Here is a 22,527-nt window from a genome sequence, read left to right on the forward strand (position 1 = left end):
CTCGACGAAGTCCCTCGTCACGAGGCCGCCGCACCGCCACACTCGGACGATGGACGCACGTGAGAACCATTTCGACCTCGTCGTGATCGGCTCCGGCCCCGGCGGCCAGAAGGCCGCCATCGGCGCCGCCAAGCTCGGCAGGCGGGCGGCAGTGGTCGAGCGGCGCGACCACGTCGGCGGCGTCAGCCTGCACACGGGCACCATCCCGTCCAAGACCCTGCGCGAGGCGGTCCTGTACCTGACCGGCCTGCACATGCGGGACGTGTACGGGTCCAGCTACCGGCTCAAGGAACGCATCACCGTCCAGGACCTGCTCGCGCGGCTCCAGCACGTCATCGGCCGGGAGGTCGAGGTGGTGCGCAACCAGCTCGCGCGCAACCAGGTCGAGACGGTGGTGGGCAGCGCCCGGTTCACCGGCCCGCACGACGTCGAGGTGACGGACGGCGAGGGCGACGTCGTCCGGCGGCTGACCGCCGACAAGATAGTCGTGGCCGTCGGCACCAGGCCCGCGCGGCCCGCGAACATCGCGTTCGACGGCGTCCGCGTGGTCGACTCCGACGGCATCCTCGACATGACGGAGGTGCCGCGGACCATGGTCGTGGTCGGCGCGGGCGTGATCGGCATCGAGTACGCGTCGCTGTTCGCCGCGCTCGGCACGCGCGTCACCGTCGTCGAGGCGCGCGACAGGATCCTCGACTTCTGCGACTCCGAGGTCGTCGAGGCGCTCAAGTTCCAGCTCCGCGACCTGTCGGTGACCTTCCGGCTGGGGGAGACCGTCGAGTCCGTGACGGCCGGCACCGGCGGCACGGTCACCGCCCTGGCCTCCGGCAAGCGGATCCCCGCCGACTGCGTGCTCTACTCCGCCGGACGACAGGGCGCCACCGACGGCCTCGACCTCGCCGCGGCCGGGCTCGAGGCGGACAGGCGCGGCCGCCTGCCGGTCGACAAGCAGTTCCGGACCGGCGTCGAGCACATCTACGCCGTCGGCGACGTGATCGGCTTCCCGGCGCTCGCGGCCACCTCCCAGGAGCAGGGGCGGCTCGCGGCGTACCACGCGTTCGGCGAGCCGATCTCGTCGCTGCTGGAGCTGCAGCCGATCGGGATCTACACGATCCCGGAGATCTCCTACTGCGGGGACACCGAGGACCAGCTCACCACCGCTGGCGTGCCGTACGAGGTGGGGGTCGCGCGCTACCGCGAGCTGGCGCGCGGGCAGATCGTCGGTGACTCCTACGGGATGCTCAAGCTGCTCGTCTCGACCGAGGACCGCAAGATCCTCGGCGTGCACGTGTTCGGGACCGGGGCGACCGAGATCATCCATATCGGACAGGCGATCATGACGACCGGCGGCACCGTGGACCATCTGGTCGACACGGTGTTCAACTACCCGACGCTCTCGGAGGCCTACAAGGTCGCCGCCCTCGACGCGACGAACAAGATGCGGGACGTCGAGCGGTTCGGGTTCTAGCGGTTCGGCGTCCAGCGGTCCGGCCCCTGGGGGCCGCGGACCTGGGCACGGCCGGGGCGCCCGCCCACCGCGAGGTGGACGGGCGCCTTCGTGCGTCTATCGCGACAGGTGAGCCAGGCTCACTTGTCGCCGGCCACCGAGAGGACCTCGGCATCGGCCAGTGTCACGAGCGCCTGCGCGTGGACCGCGTGCTGCCACTTGCCGAGGTCCTCGATCGTCTTGATCTTGAGCTCGGCGAGCATCTCGTCGTGCTTCGGCGTGAGGCCGAGCAGCGCCGACGGCGGAGCCGCCAGGATCGCGGCGATGCTCTGGTCCTTGTAGGCCTTGTCGACGAGCTTGTTCAGGTTCAGGCTCACATGCCTGCCTTTCGTCAGTGCGGTCGTGGAGCGGCCGGGCTTTCACCCGGCCGAGGGAAGGATGTCGTGGTCGAGGTGGGTATGCAACTTTCGTCCGAAATGCCGGATCGACCGAGACGCTGGTGCGTGACTTTCGGCGCTGTGACGCCGTTCACGAGCGGCCGGGCGACCGTTACGCCGTGTTCGTCCGTGCGCGGTTCTGATCACGGGTTGAACGAGTCTTCCCGTTCCCCTTGCAGTCTTGGACGTTCGTCCGGTTGACTTGCTCATCGTGGTGGTCTCGGAGGTGTCGACCCGGTTGGCCGCCGCGGTCCGGGCCGCCCGCACGGTGGTCCGCCGCGGCCCGCTCACGGCTGCTGCGGACGAGCCGCTGGACGGCTTCCGGCGGCCGACCGCGCTGCTCGACCCGGCCCGGGCAGTGGTCCCCTTCATGGGCCGTGAGCAGGAGCTCGACGAGCTCCGCACGTGGGCCGACAGCCCGGCGACGATCAGCCTGCGGCTCATCGTCGGTCCCGTCGGCTTCGGCAAGACCCGCCTCGCGAACGAGTTCGGCAGCCGCATGGGCGGGTCCGGGTGGACCGTCGTGCCCGTGCCCCGCGGCAGGGAGGCCGCCACGGTGCGCGCACGGCCGCAGGGCGACGTGCTCTTCGTCGTGGACAACGCGGCGACCCGGCTGGGCCTCGGCGCGATGCTCGACGCCCTGGCGCGCCCCGCCCGTGGCCGCGTCCGTGTCCTCCTGCTCGCCCGGGTCGCGGGGGAGTGGCTGCGCCGGCTGCGCTGGGGCTCGATGCTGTGGCCGCTGCTCGAGCGGGACGGCGCGACGCAGACCCCGCTGGACCTCGCGCTGGCGCCCGGCCTGCCGGACCACGTGGTGCTGGAGGCCGCGACCGCCGCGTTCGCCGAGTTCCTGGGCGTCGAGAACCCCGGCGCGTCCGCCGTACGCATGCCGGAACCCGTCGGCGGGACCCGCGTGATCGACCTGCACGCCGCCGCGGCCCTCGCCGTCCTCGGGGCGGCAGGGGTCCAGGTGCCGGCCACGGAGCTGAACCCGGTGCGCGGGCTCCTGGAGGTGGCCGCGAGCTCGTGGACCCGGTCGGCCCGTGAGGCCGGTCTGGACCTGACCGTCGACGAGGTCAAGGACGTCGTGGCCGCCGTGTGCCTGCTGGGCGCCGACGACGCGGCGAGCTTCCGCGACGTGCTGCGCAGGGTGGTCCCCGGGGTGTCCGGCCGCGCCGGCACGCAGTGGCTGCTCGACCTGCAGCGTCCGGTGGTGGGCCTCGAGGCGAACGCCGTCGGGCACGGCCGCGTCGGCGACGTGCTCATCGCCGACCGGTTCGGCCGGTCGGTCGCCCTGGTCGGCTCGTGCACGTGGGGCCTGTCCCGGAAGGCGGCGCTGCGCGTGGTCCACGTCGCCCGCAGGCTGGAGATCGAGCTGTCGGAGACGCCGGGGGTGGGCGCGCTGGCGGCAGAGCTCCTGCGCCGCGCGGGTGACTCCTACGGCGACGACCCGCGCGCCCTGCGGACGGCGTTCCTGCTCAAGCCCCGCGGCGTCATGGACGTGTCGACCGACGACGTGGACAGGGCCGAGCGGGCGGTGGCAGCGGCCCGGGACGCGGCGGGCAGGGCAGAGGCGCTCACCGACCTGGGCATGGCGCTCAGGGACGACGCGCGCCTGGCCGAGTCGCTGGACGCGCTGGAGGCGGCCGTCGCCGCGTGGCGCCGCCTCGCGGCGGGCGACCCCGACCGGTACCGCACGGCCCTGGTGGGGGCGATCAACGCCCTCGGCGTCGCGCACTGGCGGGCCGGGATGACGAAGGACGCGCTGGCCGCGCAGCTCGAGGCGGTCGAGCTGGCCCGGACGGCCGAGGAGCGGGACACCGGCTGGATCGAGGCGGAGCTGGCCCGCGTCCTGATGAGCCTGACCGTCGTCCTGAACGACACGGGTCCTCCCCAGGAGGAGGACGCGCGGTTCATGGAGCTGCTCCCGATCCTCCGGAACCTGGTCAGGCGCGACCCGCGGCAGTGGGGTGTCTTCCTGACGACCGCCCTGTCCAACCGCGCGGTGACGCTCACGGAGAGCCGCCCGGAGGAGGCCCCGGCGTTCGCGCTGGAGGCCGTCGAGCTCAGCCGCAGGATGGTGCTGCAGGCGCCCGAGCGGTACCGGCAGGAGCTCGGGTTCGCGCTGACGAACCTCGCCAACTCGTACGCGGCGCTCGGCCGTGACCGGGAGGCGATCGAGCCGCTCGGCGAGGCCGCGGCCCTGCGCCGTCAGCTCGCCCGCGAGAATCCCGCCGCGCACACCTGGACGCTCGCCTACACGCTCGCGTCGCTGGGCGCGGTGCGGTCCCGGCTCGGCGACCTGGACGAGGCGATATCTCTCGAACGCGAGGCCGTCCTGCTGCGCCGGCGGCTCGCGCGCGAGAACCCCGCCCGGTTCCGCAGGATGCTCGCCGCCTCGCTGTCGAACCTCGCGGTCACGCACTCGCGGGCCGGCGAGCCGGACGAGGCGCTGCCCCTGGAGCAGGAGGCCGTGGCGATCCGGCGCGGCCTGGCGGCGGAGGGGCACCCGGGCGAGGAGTACCTGGCGCGCTCGCTGTCCAACCTGGGGGTGCTCTACTCGGAGCTCGGCCGGGCCGACGACGCCGTCGCGCCGACCGAGGAGGCGGTGGCCCAGCTGCGGCTGCTCGCCGTGGGCGACCCCGAACGCTTCGAGCCGGACCTCGCCGACGCGCTGCTCAACCTCGGTGCCGCGCTCATCGACGCGGGGCGCCCCGAGGAAGGCGTCGAGCCGACGGCGGAGGCCGTGCGCGTGCGCCGCGAGCTCGCGCGCCGGAGCCCCGACCTCCACCTGCCGGGTCTCGCCTCCGCGCTCTCGAACATGGTCTCGGTGCACCTCGACCTGAAGATGTTCGACTCCGCGGCGGAGTACGCCCAGGAGGTCGTGGACGTACGGCGCCGGCTCGTCGACGGGTCCTACGCCCACGAGCAGGACCTCCTGCGGGCCCTCGACCTGCAGGCCCGCGTGCGCCGGTCGGGCGTCGCCGACGGTCGCCCGGTTCGCTGAGACCCTGCGGGTCCCGTGCGGGTGTGACGAGTCTGGCAGTGTGATCTCGGCGTGATTTCTAGAACAGGCGTGCGAATGTCAGTGGGTCGCCCTAGGATGCCTGTGTGAGCAATCGTCTCGTCGTCTCGGGTGCCCGAGAGCACAACCTGAAGAACGTATCCCTGGACCTGCCCAGGGACCAGCTCATCGTGTTCACCGGGCTGTCGGGCTCCGGCAAGTCGTCGCTCGCGTTCGACACGATCTTCGCCGAGGGGCAGCGCCGGTACGTCGAGTCGCTGTCCGCGTACGCGCGTCAGTTCCTGGGCCAGATGGACAAGCCCGACGTCGACTTCATCGAGGGGCTGTCGCCCGCGGTGTCGATCGACCAGAAGTCGACCAACCGCAACCCGCGCTCCACGGTCGGCACCATCACCGAGGTCTACGACTACCTGCGCCTGCTGTACGCGCGCGCGGGCACCCAGTACTGCCCGGTGTGCGGCGAGAAGGTCCAGTCGCAGACGCCGCAGCAGATCGTGGACCAGATCCTCGAGCTGCCCGAGAACACGCGGTACCAGGTGCTGGCTCCCGTGGTGCGCGGCCGCAAGGGCGAGTACGCGGACCTGTTCAAGGAGCTGCAGGCCAAGGGCTTCTCCCGGGCCCGGGTCGACGGCGAGGTCGTGCAGCTGACCGACCCGCCCACGCTGGAGAAGAAGCTGAAGCACGACATCGAGGTGGTCGTGGACCGGCTCGTGGCGCGCGACGGCGTGCAGCGCCGGCTGACGGACTCCGTCGAGACCGCGCTGACCCTGGCGAACGGCCTCGTGATGATCGAGCTCGTGGACGCCGACGTCGACGACCTGGCGCGCACCCGCAAGTTCTCCGAGAAGCGGGCCTGCCCGAATGAGCACACGCTGGCGCTCGACGAGATCGAGCCGCGGACGTTCTCGTTCAACGCGCCCTACGGCGCGTGCCCGGAGTGCACGGGCATCGGCTTCCGGCTGGAGGTCGACCCCGACCTCATCGTGCCGGACGACGAGCAGACGCTGCGCGGCGGCGCCGTCGCCCCGTGGGCGCAGACGTCCTCGGAGTACTTCGAGCGCGTGCTGACGGCGCTCGCGGAGGAGATGAAGTTCTCCATGGACGTGCCGTGGCGGGCCCTGCCCGCCCGCGCCCGCGAGGCGATCCTGCACGGACGCGATCACAAGGTGCACGTCAAGTACAAGAACCGGTGGGGCCGCGAGCGGCAGTACTCGACCGGTTTCGAGGGCGCCGTGACGTTCCTGGAGCGCCGCCACCGCGAGACGGACTCCGACCTGTCCAAGGACAAGTACGAGGCCTACATGCGCGAGGTGCCGTGCCCCACGTGCGGCGGCGCGCGGCTCAAGCCGGAGGTGCTCGCGGTCAAGATCGACGGGCTGTCCATCGCCGACGTCAGCCGTCTGCCGGTGGGCGAGGCCGCCGAGTTCCTCAAGGGCATCGTGCTCGGGGTGCGCGAGGCGCAGATCGCGACCGAGGTCCTCAAGGAGATCCACGCGCGGCTCGGCTTCCTGCTCGACGTCGGTCTGCACTACCTCACGCTGGAGCGCCCGGCCGGCACCCTGTCCGGCGGCGAGGCCCAGCGCATCCGCCTGGCCACCCAGATCGGCTCCGGGCTGGTCGGCGTGCTGTACGTGCTGGACGAGCCGTCCATCGGGCTGCACCAGCGGGACAACCGCCGCCTGATCGACACGCTCACCCGCCTGCGCGACCTCGGCAACACGCTGATCGTCGTCGAGCACGACGAGGACACGATCCGCGCGGCCGACTGGATCGTCGACATCGGCCCGGGCGCCGGCGAGCACGGCGGCGAGGTCATCCACTCGGGCGACTACGCGGGCCTGCTCGAGAAGAAGGAGTCGATGACCGGCGCGTACCTCGCCGGGCGGCGCTCCATCCCGGTGCCGGCCGTGCGGCGGCCGATCGACCACGACCGGCAGGTCACGGTGATCGGCGCGCACGAGAACAACCTGCGCAACGTCGACGTGTCGTTCCCGCTCGGGGTGCTGACCGTCGTGTCGGGCGTGTCCGGCTCCGGCAAGTCCACGCTGGTCAACTCGATCCTGTACACCGTCATGGCGAACCAGCTCAACGGTGCGCGACGGGTGGCCGGGCGGCACCGGCGCGTGACGGGTCTGGACCAGCTCGACAAGGTGGTGCACGTGGACCAGGGGCCGATCGGGCGTACGCCGCGGTCGAACCCCGCCACGTACACGGGTGTCTGGGACCGGATCCGCAAGATCTTCGCGGAGACCGAGGAGGCCAAGGTCCGTGGTTACGGTCCGGGCCGGTTCTCGTTCAACGTCAAGGGCGGCCGCTGCGAGGCGTGCGCGGGCGACGGCACCATCAAGATCGAGATGAACTTCCTGCCGGACGTCTACGTGCCGTGCGAGGTCTGCCACGGCGCGCGGTACAACCGCGAGACGCTCGAGGTGCACTTCAAGGGCAAGACGGTCGCCGACGTGCTCGACATGCCGATCGAGGAGGCCGCGGAGTTCTTCAAGGCGTTCCCGGCGATCTCCCGGCACCTGTCCACGCTGGTCGACGTCGGCCTGGGGTACGTGCGGCTCGGTCAGCCGGCGCCCACGCTGTCCGGTGGCGAGGCGCAGCGCGTCAAGCTGGCGGCCGAGCTGCAGAAGCGGTCGTCGGGCCGTTCGGCCTACGTGCTGGACGAGCCGACCACCGGCCTGCACTTCGAGGACACGCGACGCCTGCTCGGTGTGCTGCAGTCGCTCGCCGACAAGGGCAACACGGTGATCGTGATCGAGCACAACCTGGACGTCATCAAGAGTGCCGACTGGGTCATCGACATGGGCCCCGAGGGCGGTAGCGGGGGCGGCCTCGTCGTCGCGCAAGGCACGCCCGAGGTCGTCGCGGCGGTCCCGGAGAGCCACACGGGCACGTACCTCGCGGAGATCCTCGAGGCGCACGCCCAGGCCGGCGAGGTCCCGGTGCTGCCGCCGGCGAACGGCAAGCCGAAGCGCAAGCCTGCGGCGAAGAGCGCGGCCAAGGCGAAGGCGGGCGCCTCCGCCTGAGGTTCGTCCTCGTGCGTCACGGTGGTCATGGCGAAGCACTCATCCCCGGTGACCCTGCAGGGTCACCGGGGATGAGTGCTCAGGGCTGCTCAGCGACGGGTCATCCGTTGTAGAACTGGATGTAGTCGACGTCGTCGTTGAACCCGGAGGGCAGGCCGGAGGCATGAGAGTTGAGCCCGTTCCGCCAGCCGTGGTTGTCGTTCCGGATGTTCATCTTGTCGCAGTAGGTGTCCTCGTTGCGGCTGTGCGAGGTCGAGGACACGTTGTCCCGCCACCACGAGGTCGGGGTGATGCCGTATCCGTCGCCGTCGCACTTCGCGCTGCCGCCTATCCAGGTGTAGGCGCCGCCCCAGTCGGCATGCTCGGCCATCATGAACAGCTCGTACCAGGCGGCGGGGGCCACGTCCGCCTGTCGCATCGCCTGTGCCTTGGTCGGGGCGCAGCTCTCCTTGAGCACCTCGGAGACCTTCTCGCCCTCTTCGAGGGGCGCGAGGACGATGACGCAGTGCTTCTCTGCCGCTGCGGTTTGTCCCGTCGCGGCCAGCGCGGCTGGTGCGAGGCCGAGGGCCCCTCCGCCCAGCGTCAGCGCGGCGGTCATCGCGGCGAACATCCGAAGCTTCGTGGCAGATCTCATGGCAGATCCTTCCCATCGGGTGAATTGTCGCCACCAACGTAGGAGAGCTCTGACCGATAGTCACGAGCGTTTCGGCAAAAGGTCAAACTTTCGGCAACCGTCGAATTTGGTTGACAGGCCGGGGCGGGAATTCCAGAAGCATGCAACGTGGCTCCCGTCACACCCTCCGGTTAGGGTGTGGAGCATGAGCGGAGCCACCCATGACTATGCCGTCACCGTCCGGTGGACAGGTGCGGGGGACACGGGGACGTCGTCGTACACGTCGTACTCGCGCGACCACGAGATCGATCTGCCGCACAAGCCGCCGCTGCTCGGCTCGGCCGACCCGGCCTTTCGGGGCGACCCGGGGCGGAACAGCCCGGAGGAGCTCTTCGTCGCGAGCCTGAGCCAGTGCCACATGCTGTGGTTCCTGCACCTGGCCGCGGAGTCGGGCCTGATCGTGCGCGAGTACCGGGACTCGGCGACCGGCACCATGCGGGTCGAGGCACGGGGTGAGGGCGCGTTCACCGACGTGACGCTGCACCCGAAGGTCGTCGTGGACCCGGGTGAGCTCGCGACGGACGAGCACCTCGCGGCCCTGCACCACAAGGCGCACGCGATGTGCTTCATCGCCCGGTCGGTGAACTTCCCGGTCCGCGTGGAGCCGACGCCGGTCCACGTCACCGTCTGACCCCACCCCGACGCTGCCCCGCGTGCGTCACTGTCAGTGGCACCGCATAGGTTTGGGGCATGGCGGATCCAGCTACCTATCGACCCAAGGCGGGAGAGATCCCGACCTCGCCCGGTGTCTACCGGTTCCGTGACGAGCACGGCCGGGTCGTCTACGTGGGCAAGGCGAAGAACCTGCGCCAGCGTCTGGCGAACTACTTCCAGGACGTCGCGAACCTGCACGAGCGCACCCGGCGGATGGTGACGACGGCGGCGTCCGTCGAGTGGACGGTGGTGGGCACCGAGGTCGAGGCGCTCGCGCTGGAGTTCACCTGGATCCAGCAGTACGACCCGCGGTTCAACGTGAAGTACCGGGACGACAAGTCGTACCCCTACCTCGCGGTGACCCTGGGGGAGGAGGTGCCGCGCGCCCAGGTCATGCGCGGGGCGAAGCGCAAGGGCACCCGCTACTTCGGCCCGTACGGGCACGCCTGGGCCATCCGGGAGACGCTCGACCTGCTGCTGCGGGTCTTCCCGATCCGGACGTGCTCGGCCGGCGTCTACAAGCGGGCGGGCCAGTCGGGCCGGCCGTGCCTGCTCGGGTACATCGACAAGTGCTCGGCGCCCTGCGTCGGCCGCATCAGCGTCGACGACCACCGGGCGCTCGTCCTGGACTTCTGCGACTTCATGGCGGGCGACACCGCCAAGTTCGAGCGCCGCCTCACCAAGCGCATGCAGGAGGCGGCCGCCGAGATGGAGTACGAGCAGGCGGCCCGCCTGCGCGACGACATCGAGGCCCTGCGGCGGGCCACGGAGAAGAACGCGGTGGTCCTCGGCGACGCCACGGACGCCGACGTGTTCGCCCTCGTGGGTGACGAGCTCGAGGCCGCCGTCCAGGTGTTCCACGTCCGCGGGGGCCGCATCCGCGGTCAGCGCGGCTGGATCGTCGAGAAGGTCGAGGACATCACCGACGGCGAGCTCGTGGAGCACCTGCTGCAGCAGGTCTACGGCGCCGCCGACGAGGTGGACGGGGTCGAGGCCCGAGACGCGGTGCCGCGCGAGGTCCTCGTGCCGGTGCTGCCGCCCGACCTGGAGCAGGTCGGCACCTGGCTCAGCGGGCTGCGCGGCGCACGCGTCGACGTGCGGGTTCCGCAGCGCGGCGACAAGAAGGAGCTCGCGGCCACCGTCCGCAAGAACGCCGAGCACGCGCTCATGGTGCACCGCACGCGCCGCGCTGGTGACCTCACGACCCGCAGCCAGGCCCTCGCGGAGATCCAGGAGGCGCTCGACCTGGACTCGGCGCCCCTGCGGATCGAGTGCTACGACATCTCGCACACGCAGGGCACCTACCAGTCGGCGTCCATGGTCGTGTTCGAGGACGGCCTGGCCCGCAAGAGCGAGTACCGCTCGTTCAGCATCCGGGGGTCGGACGGCGACGGCGCCCGCGACGACACGGAAGCCATGCACGAGGTCATCACGCGCCGCTTCAAGCGCTACCTGGCCGACCGCCTGAGGTCCAACGACGTCGAGATGGCCGCTGAGCTGTCCGGCGGCGAGCTGCCCAGCGGCGAGGTGCCCGGCGGCGAGGTGCCCGCCGACGCGCCGGAGGAGAAGGCGCGGTTCGCCTACCCGCCGAGCCTCGTCGTGGTCGACGGCGGACCGCCCCAGGTCGCCGCCGCGCAGCGGGCCCTGGACGAGCTCGGCATCACCGACGTCGCGCTCTGCGGCCTGGCCAAGCGCCTGGAGGAGGTGTGGGTGCCGGGGGAGGACTACCCCGTCATCCTGCAGCGCTCCAGCGAGGGCCTGTACCTGCTGCAGCGTGTCCGGGACGAGGCGCACCGGTTCGCGATCACGCAGCACCGCAGGCGGCGCAGCAAGGGCATGACCGCCTCCGTGCTCGACGACGTCCCCGGGCTCGGCCCGGCGCGCAAGAAGGTGCTGCTCACCCACTTCGGCTCGCTCAAGCGGCTCAAGGCCGCGAGCGTCGAGGAGATCGCCAGCGTGCGCGGCATGGGGGACAAGACGGCGGAGGCGGTCGTCGCCGCCCTCAAGGCCTGACGCTGGCATGCTTGGCTCCATGAGCAACACCGAGCCGTCACCCATCACCGCACCGGACGGCATCGCCGAGGTCGAGGCCGCCACGCACAGCCCGGAGCACAGCGAGCCGCAGGTACTGGTGATCACCGGGATGTCCGGCGCCGGCCGGTCGCGAGCGGCGGCCGTCCTGGAGGACCTGGACTGGTACGTCGTCGACAACCTGCCGCCCATGATGCTCGTGCCGCTGGTCGATCTCATGGCCAAGGGGTCGAGCATCGAACGCGTCGCGGTGGTCGTGGACGTCCGCGGCAGGCAGTTCTTCTCCGAGCTGGACAAGGTGCTCGTGCACATGACGGAGGCGGGGGTCGCCTACCGGATCCTGTTCCTGGACGCGAGCGACGAGGTGCTCGTGCGCCGGTTCGAGCAGGTCCGCAGGCCGCACCCGCTGCAGGGCGAGGGCCGCATCCTCGACGGCATCGCGGAGGAGCGGTCCGTCGTCGCGAACCTGGCCGCACGGGCCGACCTGCGGATCGACACCTCGGACCTGTCGGTGCACGACCTCGCGAGGGAGATCCGCGGGTGGCTGGCGCACGACATCAACGAGGTGCTGCGCGTCAACGTCATCTCGTTCGGGTTCAAGTACGGCATACCCCTGGACGCCGACCACGTGGTGGACGTACGGTTCCTGGCCAACCCCTACTGGATCACCGAGCTCCGGCACCTGACGGGGCGTGACCAGCCGGTACGCGACTACGTGCTCGCCCGGCCGGGCGCCGTCGAGTTCATCGACCGCTACGTCGACGCCCTGGCTCCGGTGCTCGCCGGCTACCTCAACGAGGAGAAGCGCTACGTGACCATCGCCGTGGGATGCACGGGAGGCAAGCACCGTTCCGTCGCCATCTCCGAAGCCATCGCCGAACGACTCCGTGCCCGAGGCCAGCTCGTCACCGTCTCGGCACGTGATCTGGGCCGCGAATGATCCCGCACGCGCCGGGGGTGCCGGACGTCCCCGCACCGGAGTGGAGCAAGAACCCGTCCGTGGTCGCGCTGGGCGGCGGGCACGGCCTGTCTGCGAGCCTCTCGGCCCTGCGCCTCATGTCCGACCGTCTCACGGCGGTCGTGACGGTCGCCGACGACGGCGGCTCCTCCGGGCGCCTGCGTGACGAGCTCGACGTGCTGCCGCCCGGCGACCTCCGGATGGCGCTCGCCGCCCTGTGCGACGACTCCGAGTGGGGCCGCACCTGGAGCGCGATGCTGCAGCACCGTTTCGCGTCGTCGGGCGAGCTGGACAACCACGCCATGGGCAACCTGCTGATCGTGGCGCTGTGGGAGCTGCTCGGCGACGAGGTCGAGGGCCTGGACTGGGTCGGCCGGCTGCTCGGTGCCCGGGGTCGCGTGCTGCCGATGGCATCGGTGCCGCTGGTGGTCGAGGCCGACGTACGGCACGCCGCCGCGCCGGGGGAGCCCGAGCCCGCGCTGGAGACCGTGGTCGGGCAGAGCCGCGTGGCCGTCACCGAGGGCCGGATCGAGCAGCTGCGCCTGCTCCCGGCGGACCCGCCCGCGCCCCCGGAGGCGGTCCAGGCGGTGCTCGACGCCGACTGGGTGGTCCTGGGCCCCGGATCCTGGTACTCCTCGGTGCTGGTGCACCTGCTGGTGCCCGCGATCGCCGAGGCCCTGCACGTCACGAAGGCGCGCCGCTGCGTGACGCTCAACCTGTCCGCGGAGAACGGCGAGACGGAGGGCCTCACCGCCGTCGACCACCTGGAGGCCCTGCACAAGCACGCGCCAGGCCTCAGGATCGACGCGGTGCTGGCCGACCCGTCGGCGGTCGAGGACGTCACGGCCCTGGAGGCCGCCGCCGCGTCCATGGGCGCACGCGTGATCATGCGCCAGGTCCGGCGCGGCGACGACACGACCAAGCACGACGGGCTGCGCCTGGCCGCCGCCTACCGCGACGTGTTCGAGGGCGTCTACGGCGACGTCTGACGTGCCAGGCCGTTCGCGCGGGCCCGGTGCCGCGCGCCGGCCCGGCGCCCGGTGGGCGTTCCGTCCGAGATGCGAGACCGTTCCCGACCACCGTTGACATGCTCCGGGGGTCGACGTACTTTCCCGCATACCGAATCCCTATCAATCTGATAGGGAATTTGAATCGGAGGGAGACCGGCATGGCACGAGCGATGAACGGCACGGCGCAGACCGCCCCCGCCCGCCCCATGTGTCGGGCCCAGGAGTGTTGTCCCGCACGCCGCTGACCGCCCGCACCGCCGCGGACCGACCCGCGGCAGACAGATCAGCCCGCCGCACCCACCTCCCCCCACGTCACCGTCGGTGACGGACCTGCGCGCACCCTCGCGCGGGTCCGCTTCGCCGTGCCCCGAGAGGACACCTCATGGTCCCGACCCGCCCCCGCCGCACGAACGCCACGGCTGTGAACACCCCCGCCGTGAACGCCACCGCCGTGATCACGACCGCCCTGGTCGCCGCGCTCACTCTCGCCGGCTGCGCCGGACCCGATGCCGCCTCCGGCGCTGGACCCGATGCCGCCTCCGGCGGCGTGCCCACCGACCCCACGCCGGGCGGCACGCTCCGGTTCGCGCTCGGGGCGGCGCCCCAGGGGGTCGACCCGCAGCAGGTCGGCACGAACGTCAGCATCTACGTGGCCCGCCAGCTCGCGGACTCGCTCACCGACCAGGACCCGGAGACGGGCGAGATCGGTCCCTGGCTCGCCGAGAGCTGGGACGTCAGCGACGACCTGACCCGCTTCACCTTCCACCTGCGCGACGGCGTGACGTTCTCCGACGGCAGCCCGCTCACCGCCGACGACGTCCGGGCCAGCTTCGACGCCGTCGCTGGCGACCTCGGGGCGACAGCGCCGCTCGCGGCCAGCTATCTCGCGGGTTACACCAAGACCGAGGTCTCCGACGAGCACACCGCGACCGTGGTCTTCGACGAGGCCAACGCGCAGTTCCTGCAGGCCACCTCCACAGTCTCGCTGGCGATCCTGTCGGAGGAGACCGCCGCGGTGGATCCCGCCGAGCGGCTGCAGGGCGACGTCGTCGGCTCGGGGCCGTTCGTGCTGGACAGCTACACCCAGGACCAGGGCGCCGTGGTCACCCGGCGCGAGGGCTACGACTGGGCGCCCGAGTCGTCGGAGCACGACGGCGACGCCTACCTCGACAGCATCGAGTTCACCGTGGTCCCGGAGTCCGGGGTGCGCGCCGGCGGGCTCGCGTCCGACCAGTTCGACGCCGTCGGCGACGTGCTGCCGCAGGACGTGCCGCAGGTCGAAGGATCGGGCGGCGAGGTGCTGACCCGCGCCAACCCCGGCGTGCCGTTCGTGCTCCAGCCCAACGTGACCCGGCCGCCGCTGGACGACCCGGACGTGCGGCGGGCGCTCCTCGTCGCGGTCGACCGCCAGGAGCTGGTCGACACCGTCCTCTCCGACGCGTTCGAGCCCGCGACCAGCGTGCTGGCCTCCACCACGCCCGGGTACGCCGACCAGTCCGACCTGCTCGCCTCCGACCCGGACGAGGCGGGCCGCATCCTCGACGACGCCGGCTGGAAGCAGGGCCCGGACGGCATTCGCACCAAGGACGGCGAGCCGCTCGAGATCGAGGTGACCTACACCCCGGTGTTCACGGGTAGCGGCGCGGTGCTGGAGCTGGCCGCCCAGCAGCTGCGCGCGGTGGGGATCGACCTGAGGCTGCGGCAGCTCACCGCGGCCGAGCAGACCACCGCCCAGGAGTCCGGCGACTACGACCTGTACTACTACAACGTCACGCGGGCCGACGCCGACATCCTGCGCACCCAGTTCTCCACCGCCCAGCGCAACCTCAGCCTGCGCGAGCCCGACGACGCCGTCGACCCGCTGCTCGACGAGCAGCTCGGCGAGGCCGACCCGGCCGCCCGCGAGGCCCTCGTCGCGGACGCGCAGCACGAGATCCTCGACCAGGGGCTCGCGATCCCGCTGTTCGAGCTCGCCCAGTCCATCGGGGTGCGCGGCGACGTCCACGGCGTGACCTTCGACGCCTCCTCGCGCCTGCTGTTCCACGACGCCTGGATCGAGCAGGAGTGATGCTCGCCCACGTCGTGCGCCGCGTCGGCGGCGCCGCCGCGGTCCTCTGGGCGGCGTTCACCGTGTCGTTCGTCATCCTGTACCTGCTGCCCAGCGACCCCGTCGCGATCATGCTCGACCAGGGCGCCGGGGGAGAGCGGGTCGACCCCGCGCGCGTCGCCGAGCTGCGCGAGCGCTACGGGTTCGACCAGGGTCCGCTCCAGCAGTACCTCACGGTGCTCGGCCGCACCCTCACGGGCGACCTCGGCACCTCCATCAGCAGCGGTGCCCCCGTGACCCGCCTCATCGCCGACGCCTTCCCCGAGACGGCGAAGCTCGCCGGCCTGGCGCTCGTGCTCGGTGTGGCCGCCGGTGTCGGGATCGCGACCCTCGCGTCCTGGACCAGGACCGCCTGGCTGCGGGACCTGCTGCTCGCGCTGCCCCCGCTCGGCGTCGCGGTGCCCGGGTTCTGGGTAGGCCTCGTGCTGCTGCACCTGTTCTCGTTCACCTGGTTCGTCTTCCCCGCGGTGGGCAACGAGGGGTTCGCCTCGCTGGTGCTGCCCGCCGTGACGCTCGCGGTGGGGCTCGCCGCTGTCGTCGCGCAGGTGCTGTCCCAGGGGCTGCGCGAGGCCTGGCGGGCGCCCTACGTCGAGACGGCGTTCGCCAAGGGCGCCGGCCGCGCCCGCGTGCTCGGCGCCCACGTCGCCCGCAACGGCTCCCTGCCGACCGTCACGGTGCTCGGCGTGCTCGTGGGCAACCTGCTCGGCGGCACGGTCGTGGTCGAGACGGTGTTCTCCCGGCAGGGCTTCGGCAGGCTCGTCGAGAACGCCGTGACCACCCAGGACATCCCGGTCGTCCAAGGGCTGGTGGTGGTCGCAGCGGCCGTGTTCGTCGTCACCAGCCTCCTCGTCGACCTCGCCCACCCGCTGCTCGACCCGCGCGTGCTCTCCGGAGCCCACCGCGGCCGGGGAGGTGCCCGATGATCCGCACCCTCACCCGGCCCGCCTCGTTGGTGGCGCTCGCGGTGGTCGCCCTCGTGCTGGTCTGGGCGCTCGTCCCCGGCCTGTTCAGCGGCCACGACCCGATCACCGGCGTCCCCGCCGACAAGCTCCTCCCGCCGGACGGCGCCCACTGGTTCGGCACCGACCACCTCGGCCGCGACCTGTTCGCGCGCACCGTGCACGGCACCAGCCTGTCGGTGCGGGCCGCGCTGCTCGCTATCGGCGTCGCGCTGGTGGCCGGCTCCGGCATCGGCCTGGTCGCGGGCTTCGTCGGCGGACCCGTGGACGACGCGCTCATGCGCGCCACCGACGTGCTGCTCGCCATCCCCGGCCTGCTCCTCTCGCTCGCGGTCGTCACCGCGCTCGGCTTCGGGACGGTCAAGGTCGCGATAGCCGTCGGCATCGCCTCGGTGGCAACGTTCGCCCGCGTCATGCGCAGCCAGGTGCTGCGCGTGCGGCACGCCACCTACGTCGAGGCGGCCCGGCTGGCCGGCTCCGGCCGCACCACCGTCCTGCTGCGGCACGTGCTGCCGAACGCGGCGGGCCCGGTGCTGGCGCTCGCGGCCGTCGAGCTGGGGGCCGTGATCCTCGCGGTCTCGGCCCTGAGCTTCCTCGGCTACGGCGCCACGCCACCCACCCCGGAGTGGGGCTCGCTGGTGGCGGAGGGCCGCGACTACCTGGCCGTCGCCTGGTGGTACTCGACGCTGCCCGGCCTGGTCATCGCCCTGTTCGTGCTCGCGGTGGGCGTGCTCGGGCGGGCGCTCACCCGCGATGGAAGGACCGACCGATGACAGTCACGACGAGGACGCAGGCGGCGTCCGTACCCCGGGCGTCCGCACCTCGGAAGTCCACGCAGCCGACGGCGGTACCGCCCGCGCCGTCGGACAGCCTGCTGCGCGTGCGCGGCCTGCGCGTCGCCTACGGCGACCACGAGGTGGTGCACGGCGTGGACCTCGACGTACGCCCGGGCGAGGTGGTCGCGCTCGTGGGCGAGTCGGGGAGCGGCAAGTCCACGACGGCGCACGCCCTGATCGGCCTGCTGCCCGACGGCGGCCGCGTGACCGCCGGGGAGGTCGCACTGGGCGCCGGGCCACGCCCGACGCCGCTCACCGGCCTCCTGCCCGACGCCTGGCGGCGCGTGCGCGGCGTCCGCGTGGGGTTCGTGCCGCAGGACCCGGGCACGGCGCTCGACCCGGTGGTGCGCGTGGGGGAGCAGGTCGCCGAGGCGCTCGTGGTGCACGGGACGCCGCGCCGGGCCGCACGCGAACGGGCCGTCGAGATCCTCCGCGAGGTCGGGCTCGACCGGCCGGCGGAGCGGGCGCGGCAGTACCCGCACCAGCTCTCGGGCGGCATGCGGCAGCGGGTGCTCGTCGGTATCGCGATGGCGTGCGAGCCGGAGCTGGTGATCGCCGACGAGCCGACGTCCGCCCTGGACGTCACGGTGCAGCGCCGCGTGCTCGACCTGCTCGGCGACCTCACGTCGCGCGCGGGGACCACGGTGCTGCTCATCACCCACGACCTCGCGGTGGCCGCCGACCGTGCCGACCGCGTGGTGGTCCTCAAGGACGGCCTGGTGGTCGAGGAGGGGCCCGCGGCCCGCGTGCTGGGCAGCCCGGAGCACCCGTACACCCGCGAGCTGGTCGCGGCGACGCCCGGCAGAGCGACGCTCGGCAGAAATACTGTGCCAAGCGCGCTCGCCGAAACAGCCGTCACCACCGCGGCGACCTCCGGACCGGCCACGACGACGGACCGGGCTCCGGCCCCCGACGCGGCGGCCGGCGACCGCACGCCGCAGCCCGTCCTCCTGAACGCGCGCGGCCTGGTCAAGGAGTTCCGGCTGGGCCGCCGCGACCGGCTGCGGGCCGTCGACGACGTCTCGTTCACCGTGCCGCGCGGCTCCGCGTTCGCGCTGGTGGGGGAGTCGGGTTCGGGCAAGTCGATCACCGCCCGCCTGGTGCTCGGTCTGGAGCGGCCGGACGCCGGCGTCGTCGAGCTGGACGGCGCGCTGGTGGGCGACGACCGGACCACCCGGCGCCGCACGCAGCTGGTGCACCAGGACCCCTACTCGTCCCTGGACCCCCGGTTCACCGTCGCCGCCGTCGTGGAGGAGCCCCTGCGCGCGCACCGCGTGGGAGACCGTGCGGAGCGGCGCGACCGGGTGGCGCACCTCCTCGACCAGGTGCACCTCTCGCCGGACCTGGCCCGACGCCGGCCCGCCGAGCTGTCGGGCGGCCAGCGCCAGCGGGTGGCGATCGCGCGGGCGCTCGCGCTCGACCCGGAGCTGCTCGTGCTCGACGAGCCCACCTCGGCGCTCGACGTGTCCGTGCAGGCCCGCGTGCTGGACCTGCTGGCCCGCCTGCGCGCGGAGCGGGACCTCACCTACCTGTTCATCTCGCACGACCTCGCGGTGGTGCGGCAGGTCGCCGACCACGTCGGCGTGATGAGCGACGGCCGGCTCGTGGAGACCGGCCCCGTCGGGCAGGTCTTCGACCACCCCACCCACCCGTACACCGCCGAGCTGATCGCGGCGATCCCAGGTGCCCGCACCACCACGCACCACTACCCGGAGGACCTGACATGACCGAGGCACTGCAGCGCACTGCGACCGGCTCTGGCCAGACCGGCTCTGGCCAGACCGGCTCTGGCCGGGCCGGCCGCGAGCCCGAGAGGGCGCCACGATGACCGCCCTCTCCGCCGGGACGTCCCCGGCGCTCGAGGTCCGGGAGGCACACCTGTCGGACCCGCTGGTCGAGCCGCTGCTGGCCGGACTCTCCGTCGAGTATCGGTCCCGGTACCACGACGTCCTGACGGAGGAGCAGCACCGGGCCGAGATGGCGCACTACGGCGCCGACGAGTTCGCCCCGCCGGTCGGCTCCCTGATCCTCCTGCTGCAGGACGGCGTGCCGGTGGCGGGCGGCGCGTTCCGCCGTCGGCTCGAACCGGAGCTCGGGGAGGCCGCACGCCTGGCGCGGGCCGATGCCCGGGACGCGGACGGCGCGCCCGCCGTGCCGACGGCGGAGCTCAAGCGCATCTGGACGGACACGGCGCACCGCCGTCGTGGCCTCGCGCGGCGGGTCCTGACCGAGCTCGAGGCACGGGCGCGGCAGCTCGGCTACCCGCGCCTCTACCTGACCACGGGCCCCCGCCAGCCGGAGGCGGCGGCGCTGTACCGGACCACCGGCTACACGCCGCTCTCGGCGGCAGCGGCCGGTCAGGGCGCCGCGTCGTCGGGCACGGGAGAGCCGGTTCCCTTCGAACCGTTCCCCTTCGAGAAATGGCTGGCGACATGAGCGCCGACCTCGCCGAGGGTGAGTCCCGGCTCCTGTACCCGCCGCCCGGCCTGCCGCCGGGCGGGAACGGCACGGCGTCCGCCGGGCCGGCCGACGAGGACCTGCGGGTCGTCGCGGCCCGGCACCCCGGGCGTTGGCTCGCGACCGGCGTCGTCGCCGTGCTGCTCGCCATGGTGGTCTCCTCCCTGGTCACGAACGACCGCTGGGAGTGGGACGTCGTGGCGCGCTACCTCACGTGGCCGTCGATCCTGGAGGGCGCCTGGGCCACCATCCGGCTCACGGTGACGGCCTCGATAGTGGGCTTCGCGCTGGGCACCGTGCTGGCGCTCATGCGGCTGTCGCGCTCGCCGCTGCTGCAGGGGGTCTCGTGGGCCTACACCTGGGTGTTCCGCTCGGTGCCCCTGCTGCTGCAGCTGCTGCTCTGGTACAACCTCGCCTACCTGTACCCGGTCCTCAGCCTCGGCATCCCGTTCGGGCCGGAGTTCCTGTTCTTCGACACGCTCGACCTGATCGACAAGTTCTGGGCGGCGATCCTCGGCCTGGGCCTGTCGCAGGCGGCGTACAGCGCGGAGATCGTGCGGGCCGGGATCCTCGGCGTCGACCAGGGCCAGCACGAGGCCGCGGCGTCGCTGGGCCTGCCGCGGCACCGTCAGGTGCGGCGCATCATCCTGCCGCAGGCGATGCGCTCCATCGTTCCCACCGCCGTGAACGAGGTGATCGGCCTGCTCAAGGGCACCTCGATCGTCTACGTGCTCGCGTACGGCGAGCTGTTCTACATAGTGAGCGTCATCTACGGCCGCAACGGCCGCGTGGTGCCGCTGCTCATCGTCGCGGCGATCTGGTACCTGGCGCTCACGACGCTCATCACGGTGGTCCAGTACTACGTGGAGCGGCACTACGCGAAGGGCGCTCTGCGCACCCTTCCGCCGACGCCGCTGCAGCGGGCGCGGTGGGAGGCCCAGGTCGGCTGGGCGCGCCTCACCGGCGCTCCGGTGCCCGACGGCGTCCCGCCCGCCTTCGCCGCACGCGTCCGGGTAGGGCGCTGGGTCGCCCCGCGCGCTGGTGCCCCGCGCACGGACCGGGGTGCCGCATGAGCGGGGGCCTGCTCGAGATCAGGGGCGTGCACAAGTCGTTCGGCCTGCTCGAGGCGCTGCGCGGGGTGGACCTCACCGTCCGGCCCGGCGAGGTGGCCGCGATCATCGGCCCGTCCGGGTCGGGCAAGTCCACGCTGCTGCGCGCGATCAACCACCTGGAGAAGGTGGACCGCGGGTTCGTCTCCCTGGACGGCGAGCTCATCGGCTACGCCCGGCGCGGCAGCACGCTGCGGGAGCTGACCGAGCGCGAGATCCTGCGCCGCCGCACCCGGATCGGGTTCGTGTTCCAGAACTTCAACCTGTTCCCGCACCTCACCGTGCTGGAGAACGTCGTGGAGGCGCCGGTCCACGCGCAGGGCCGGCCCCGCGCCGAGGCCGAGGCGGAGGCGCGCGAGCTGCTGGCCCGCGTCGGGCTCGCCGACCGCGCGGACACCCGGCCCCGGCAGCTCTCGGGCGGCCAGCAGCAGCGCGTGGCCATCGCCCGGGCGCTCGCCCTGCGGCCCGCGGTGGTGCTCTTCGACGAGCCGACCTCCGCGCTCGACCCCGAGCTCGTCGACGAGGTGCTCCAGGTCATCAAGGAGCTCGCGGGCACCGGCACCACGCTCGTCGTCGTCACCCACGAGGTCGCCTTCGCCCGCGAGGTCGCGGACACCGTCGTCTTCATGGACGAGGGCGTCGTGATCGAGCAGGGGCCGCCCGACCAGGTGCTCGACAGCCCCGCCAACCCGCGGACCAGGGCCTTCCTGGAGAAGGTCCTGTGACCGTGACCCCCGAACCAGCCCCCAAGCCTGCCCCGAACCCGAAGGGAACCACCGTGACCGTCACCCGACGAGCCGCCCGGAACCGACTGCTCGCCCTGGCCACCGTGCCGCTGCTCGCGCTCACCGCGGCCTGCTCGGCCGCCAGCACCGAGCGGCCCGAGGAGGCGGACGGCGCGGCAGGCCTCGCCGAGAACGCGCCCGAGTCGGCGGGCCTGCAGGTCAGCACCGCCCCCGACCAGGAGCGCGTGCGCACCACGGAGTCCGCGGAGGCGGTCGACCTGCTGCCCGCCGAGTGGGCGGACAAGGACGAGATCACCGTCGCCGTGAGCGCGAGCGCTTCCCCGCCGCTCGCCTTCCTCGCCGACGACGACAAGACCCCGATCGGCCACGAGACCGACATCGCGCAGCTCGTGGCCGACGCCCTCGGCAAGGACCTGCGGCTGGAGGTGAAGGCCTGGGCCGACTGGCCGCTCGCCCTCCAGTCGGGCGACGTCGACGCGGTCATCTCCAACATCACGGTGACCGAGGAGCGCAAGGAGACCATCGACTTCTCCAGCTACCGCATCGACGAGCTGGGCTGGCTCACGGCCGCCGACTCGGACCTGACCATCGACTCCCGCGAGGACATCGCCGGGCTGACGGTGGGCGTCGGCTCCGGGACGAACCAGGAGAAGATCCTGCTCGAGTGGGACCGCCTCAACCAGGCCGACGGGCTGGAGCCCGTCAAGGGTCCCGACTACTACGAGCAGCTCTCCGACGTGCTGCTGGCCCTCCAGTCCGGGCGGCTCGACGCCTACGTGGGCCCCAACGCCTCGCTCGCGTACCAGGCGGCGGTGTCCCCGGACGACTTCAAGGTGGTCGGCACGCTGAACGGCGGCTGGCCCGACACGGCGCAGATCGCCGTCGCCACCAAGAAGGGCGCCGACGCCGCCGAGGCGGTCACCGCGGCCCTCGACCACGCCATCGAGGACGGGTCCTACCAGCAGGTGCTGGACCGCTGGGGACTGGAGTCCGAGGCAGTGGAGAGCTCCGAGACCAACCCGCCAGGCCTGCCCAAGACCGAGGAGTGA

Annotated in this window: 17 protein-coding genes; 15 read left to right on the forward strand and 2 right to left on the reverse strand. The window is 72.5% G+C overall.

From position 1 onward, the window contains the following. The first annotated feature begins 49 nt into the window (after positions 1 to 49). Positions 50 to 1,468 (forward strand): Si-specific NAD(P)(+) transhydrogenase, encoded by a 1,419-nt coding sequence (sthA, locus tag ACNYC2_RS09515; protein WP_419706771.1) that lies wholly within the window; start codon positions 50 to 52, stop codon positions 1,466 to 1,468. A 119-nt stretch (positions 1,469 to 1,587) separates the two neighbouring features. Here the strand turns inward: sthA and ACNYC2_RS09520 are convergent, their stop codons facing one another. Next, the gene (locus ACNYC2_RS09520; RefSeq protein WP_357510267.1) at positions 1,588 to 1,824 is read right to left on the reverse strand and encodes a hypothetical protein; all 237 of its coding nucleotides are present in this window, start codon (positions 1,822 to 1,824) and stop codon (positions 1,588 to 1,590) included. Positions 1,825 to 2,110: 286 nt separating this feature from the next. On the opposite strand from ACNYC2_RS09520, the gene ACNYC2_RS09525 reads away from it, so the two are divergent. Beyond that, on the forward strand, positions 2,111 to 4,888 hold the full coding sequence (locus ACNYC2_RS09525) for a tetratricopeptide repeat protein (RefSeq protein ID WP_419706772.1): 2,778 nt from the start codon (positions 2,111 to 2,113) through the stop codon (positions 4,886 to 4,888). A 104-nt stretch (positions 4,889 to 4,992) separates the two neighbouring features. Further along, a complete protein-coding gene (gene uvrA / locus ACNYC2_RS09530) occupies positions 4,993 to 7,938 on the forward strand; it encodes an excinuclease ABC subunit UvrA (protein ID WP_419706773.1) in 2,946 nt (981 codons plus the stop codon). 100 nt (positions 7,939 to 8,038) lie between these two features. On the opposite strand, the gene ACNYC2_RS09535 is transcribed toward uvrA, so the two are convergent. Continuing rightward, the gene (locus tag ACNYC2_RS09535; protein WP_419706774.1) at positions 8,039 to 8,572 is read right to left on the reverse strand and encodes a hypothetical protein; all 534 of its coding nucleotides are present in this window, start codon (positions 8,570 to 8,572) and stop codon (positions 8,039 to 8,041) included. Positions 8,573 to 8,756: 184 nt separating this feature from the next. Between ACNYC2_RS09535 and ACNYC2_RS09540 the strand changes: the two genes are divergently transcribed. The 12 genes from ACNYC2_RS09540 to ACNYC2_RS09595 all read left to right on the forward strand — a co-directional run bounded on the left by ACNYC2_RS09540 (position 8,757) and on the right by ACNYC2_RS09595 (position 22,527). After that, positions 8,757 to 9,242, forward strand: coding sequence for an OsmC family protein (locus ACNYC2_RS09540; protein ID WP_419706775.1), 486 nt, complete (start codon positions 8,757 to 8,759; stop codon positions 9,240 to 9,242). A gap of 59 nt (positions 9,243 to 9,301) precedes the next feature. Further along, a complete protein-coding gene (gene uvrC / locus ACNYC2_RS09545; RefSeq protein WP_419706776.1) occupies positions 9,302 to 11,278 on the forward strand; it encodes an excinuclease ABC subunit UvrC in 1,977 nt (658 codons plus the stop codon). A 19-nt stretch (positions 11,279 to 11,297) separates the two neighbouring features. Continuing rightward, on the forward strand, positions 11,298 to 12,236 hold the full coding sequence (gene rapZ / locus ACNYC2_RS09550; protein WP_419706777.1) for an RNase adapter RapZ: 939 nt from the start codon (positions 11,298 to 11,300) through the stop codon (positions 12,234 to 12,236). After that, positions 12,233 to 13,243, forward strand: a complete 1,011-nt coding sequence (locus tag ACNYC2_RS09555) for a gluconeogenesis factor YvcK family protein (protein ID WP_419706778.1) — start codon at positions 12,233 to 12,235, stop codon at positions 13,241 to 13,243. Before rapZ ends, ACNYC2_RS09555 begins: the two co-directional genes overlap by 4 nt. Positions 13,244 to 13,646: 403 nt before the next feature. After that, positions 13,647 to 15,332: an ABC transporter substrate-binding protein gene (locus tag ACNYC2_RS09560; RefSeq protein ID WP_419706779.1), complete on the forward strand. Its 1,686-nt coding sequence runs from the start codon at positions 13,647 to 13,649 to the stop codon at positions 15,330 to 15,332. After that, positions 15,332 to 16,294 (forward strand): ABC transporter permease, encoded by a 963-nt coding sequence (locus ACNYC2_RS09565; protein WP_419706780.1) that lies wholly within the window; start codon positions 15,332 to 15,334, stop codon positions 16,292 to 16,294. The genes ACNYC2_RS09560 and ACNYC2_RS09565 overlap by 1 nt, the downstream gene beginning before the upstream one ends. Beyond that, positions 16,291 to 17,103, forward strand: coding sequence for an ABC transporter permease (locus tag ACNYC2_RS09570; protein WP_419706781.1), 813 nt, complete (start codon positions 16,291 to 16,293; stop codon positions 17,101 to 17,103). The genes ACNYC2_RS09565 and ACNYC2_RS09570 overlap by 4 nt, the downstream gene beginning before the upstream one ends. Then, positions 17,100 to 18,893 carry a dipeptide ABC transporter ATP-binding protein gene (locus ACNYC2_RS09575; protein WP_419706782.1) on the forward strand — a complete coding sequence of 598 codons (1,794 nt, stop codon included), beginning with the start codon at positions 17,100 to 17,102 and terminating at the stop codon, positions 18,891 to 18,893. The genes ACNYC2_RS09570 and ACNYC2_RS09575 overlap by 4 nt, the downstream gene beginning before the upstream one ends. A 97-nt stretch (positions 18,894 to 18,990) precedes the next feature. Then, positions 18,991 to 19,602 carry a GNAT family N-acetyltransferase gene (locus tag ACNYC2_RS09580; RefSeq protein ID WP_419706783.1) on the forward strand — a complete coding sequence of 204 codons (612 nt, stop codon included), beginning with the start codon at positions 18,991 to 18,993 and terminating at the stop codon, positions 19,600 to 19,602. Next, positions 19,599 to 20,696 carry an amino acid ABC transporter permease gene (locus ACNYC2_RS09585; protein ID WP_419706784.1) on the forward strand — a complete coding sequence of 366 codons (1,098 nt, stop codon included), beginning with the start codon at positions 19,599 to 19,601 and terminating at the stop codon, positions 20,694 to 20,696. The genes ACNYC2_RS09580 and ACNYC2_RS09585 overlap by 4 nt, the downstream gene beginning before the upstream one ends. After that, positions 20,693 to 21,457: an amino acid ABC transporter ATP-binding protein gene (locus ACNYC2_RS09590; RefSeq protein ID WP_419706785.1), complete on the forward strand. Its 765-nt coding sequence runs from the start codon at positions 20,693 to 20,695 to the stop codon at positions 21,455 to 21,457. Before ACNYC2_RS09585 ends, ACNYC2_RS09590 begins: the two co-directional genes overlap by 4 nt. Positions 21,458 to 21,459: 2 nt before the next feature. Further along, a complete protein-coding gene (locus ACNYC2_RS09595; RefSeq protein ID WP_419706786.1) occupies positions 21,460 to 22,527 on the forward strand; it encodes an ABC transporter substrate-binding protein in 1,068 nt (355 codons plus the stop codon).

Source organism: Promicromonospora sp. NFX87 (genome assembly GCF_048564965.1).
GTDB lineage: Bacteria > Actinomycetota > Actinomycetes > Actinomycetales > Cellulomonadaceae > Promicromonospora.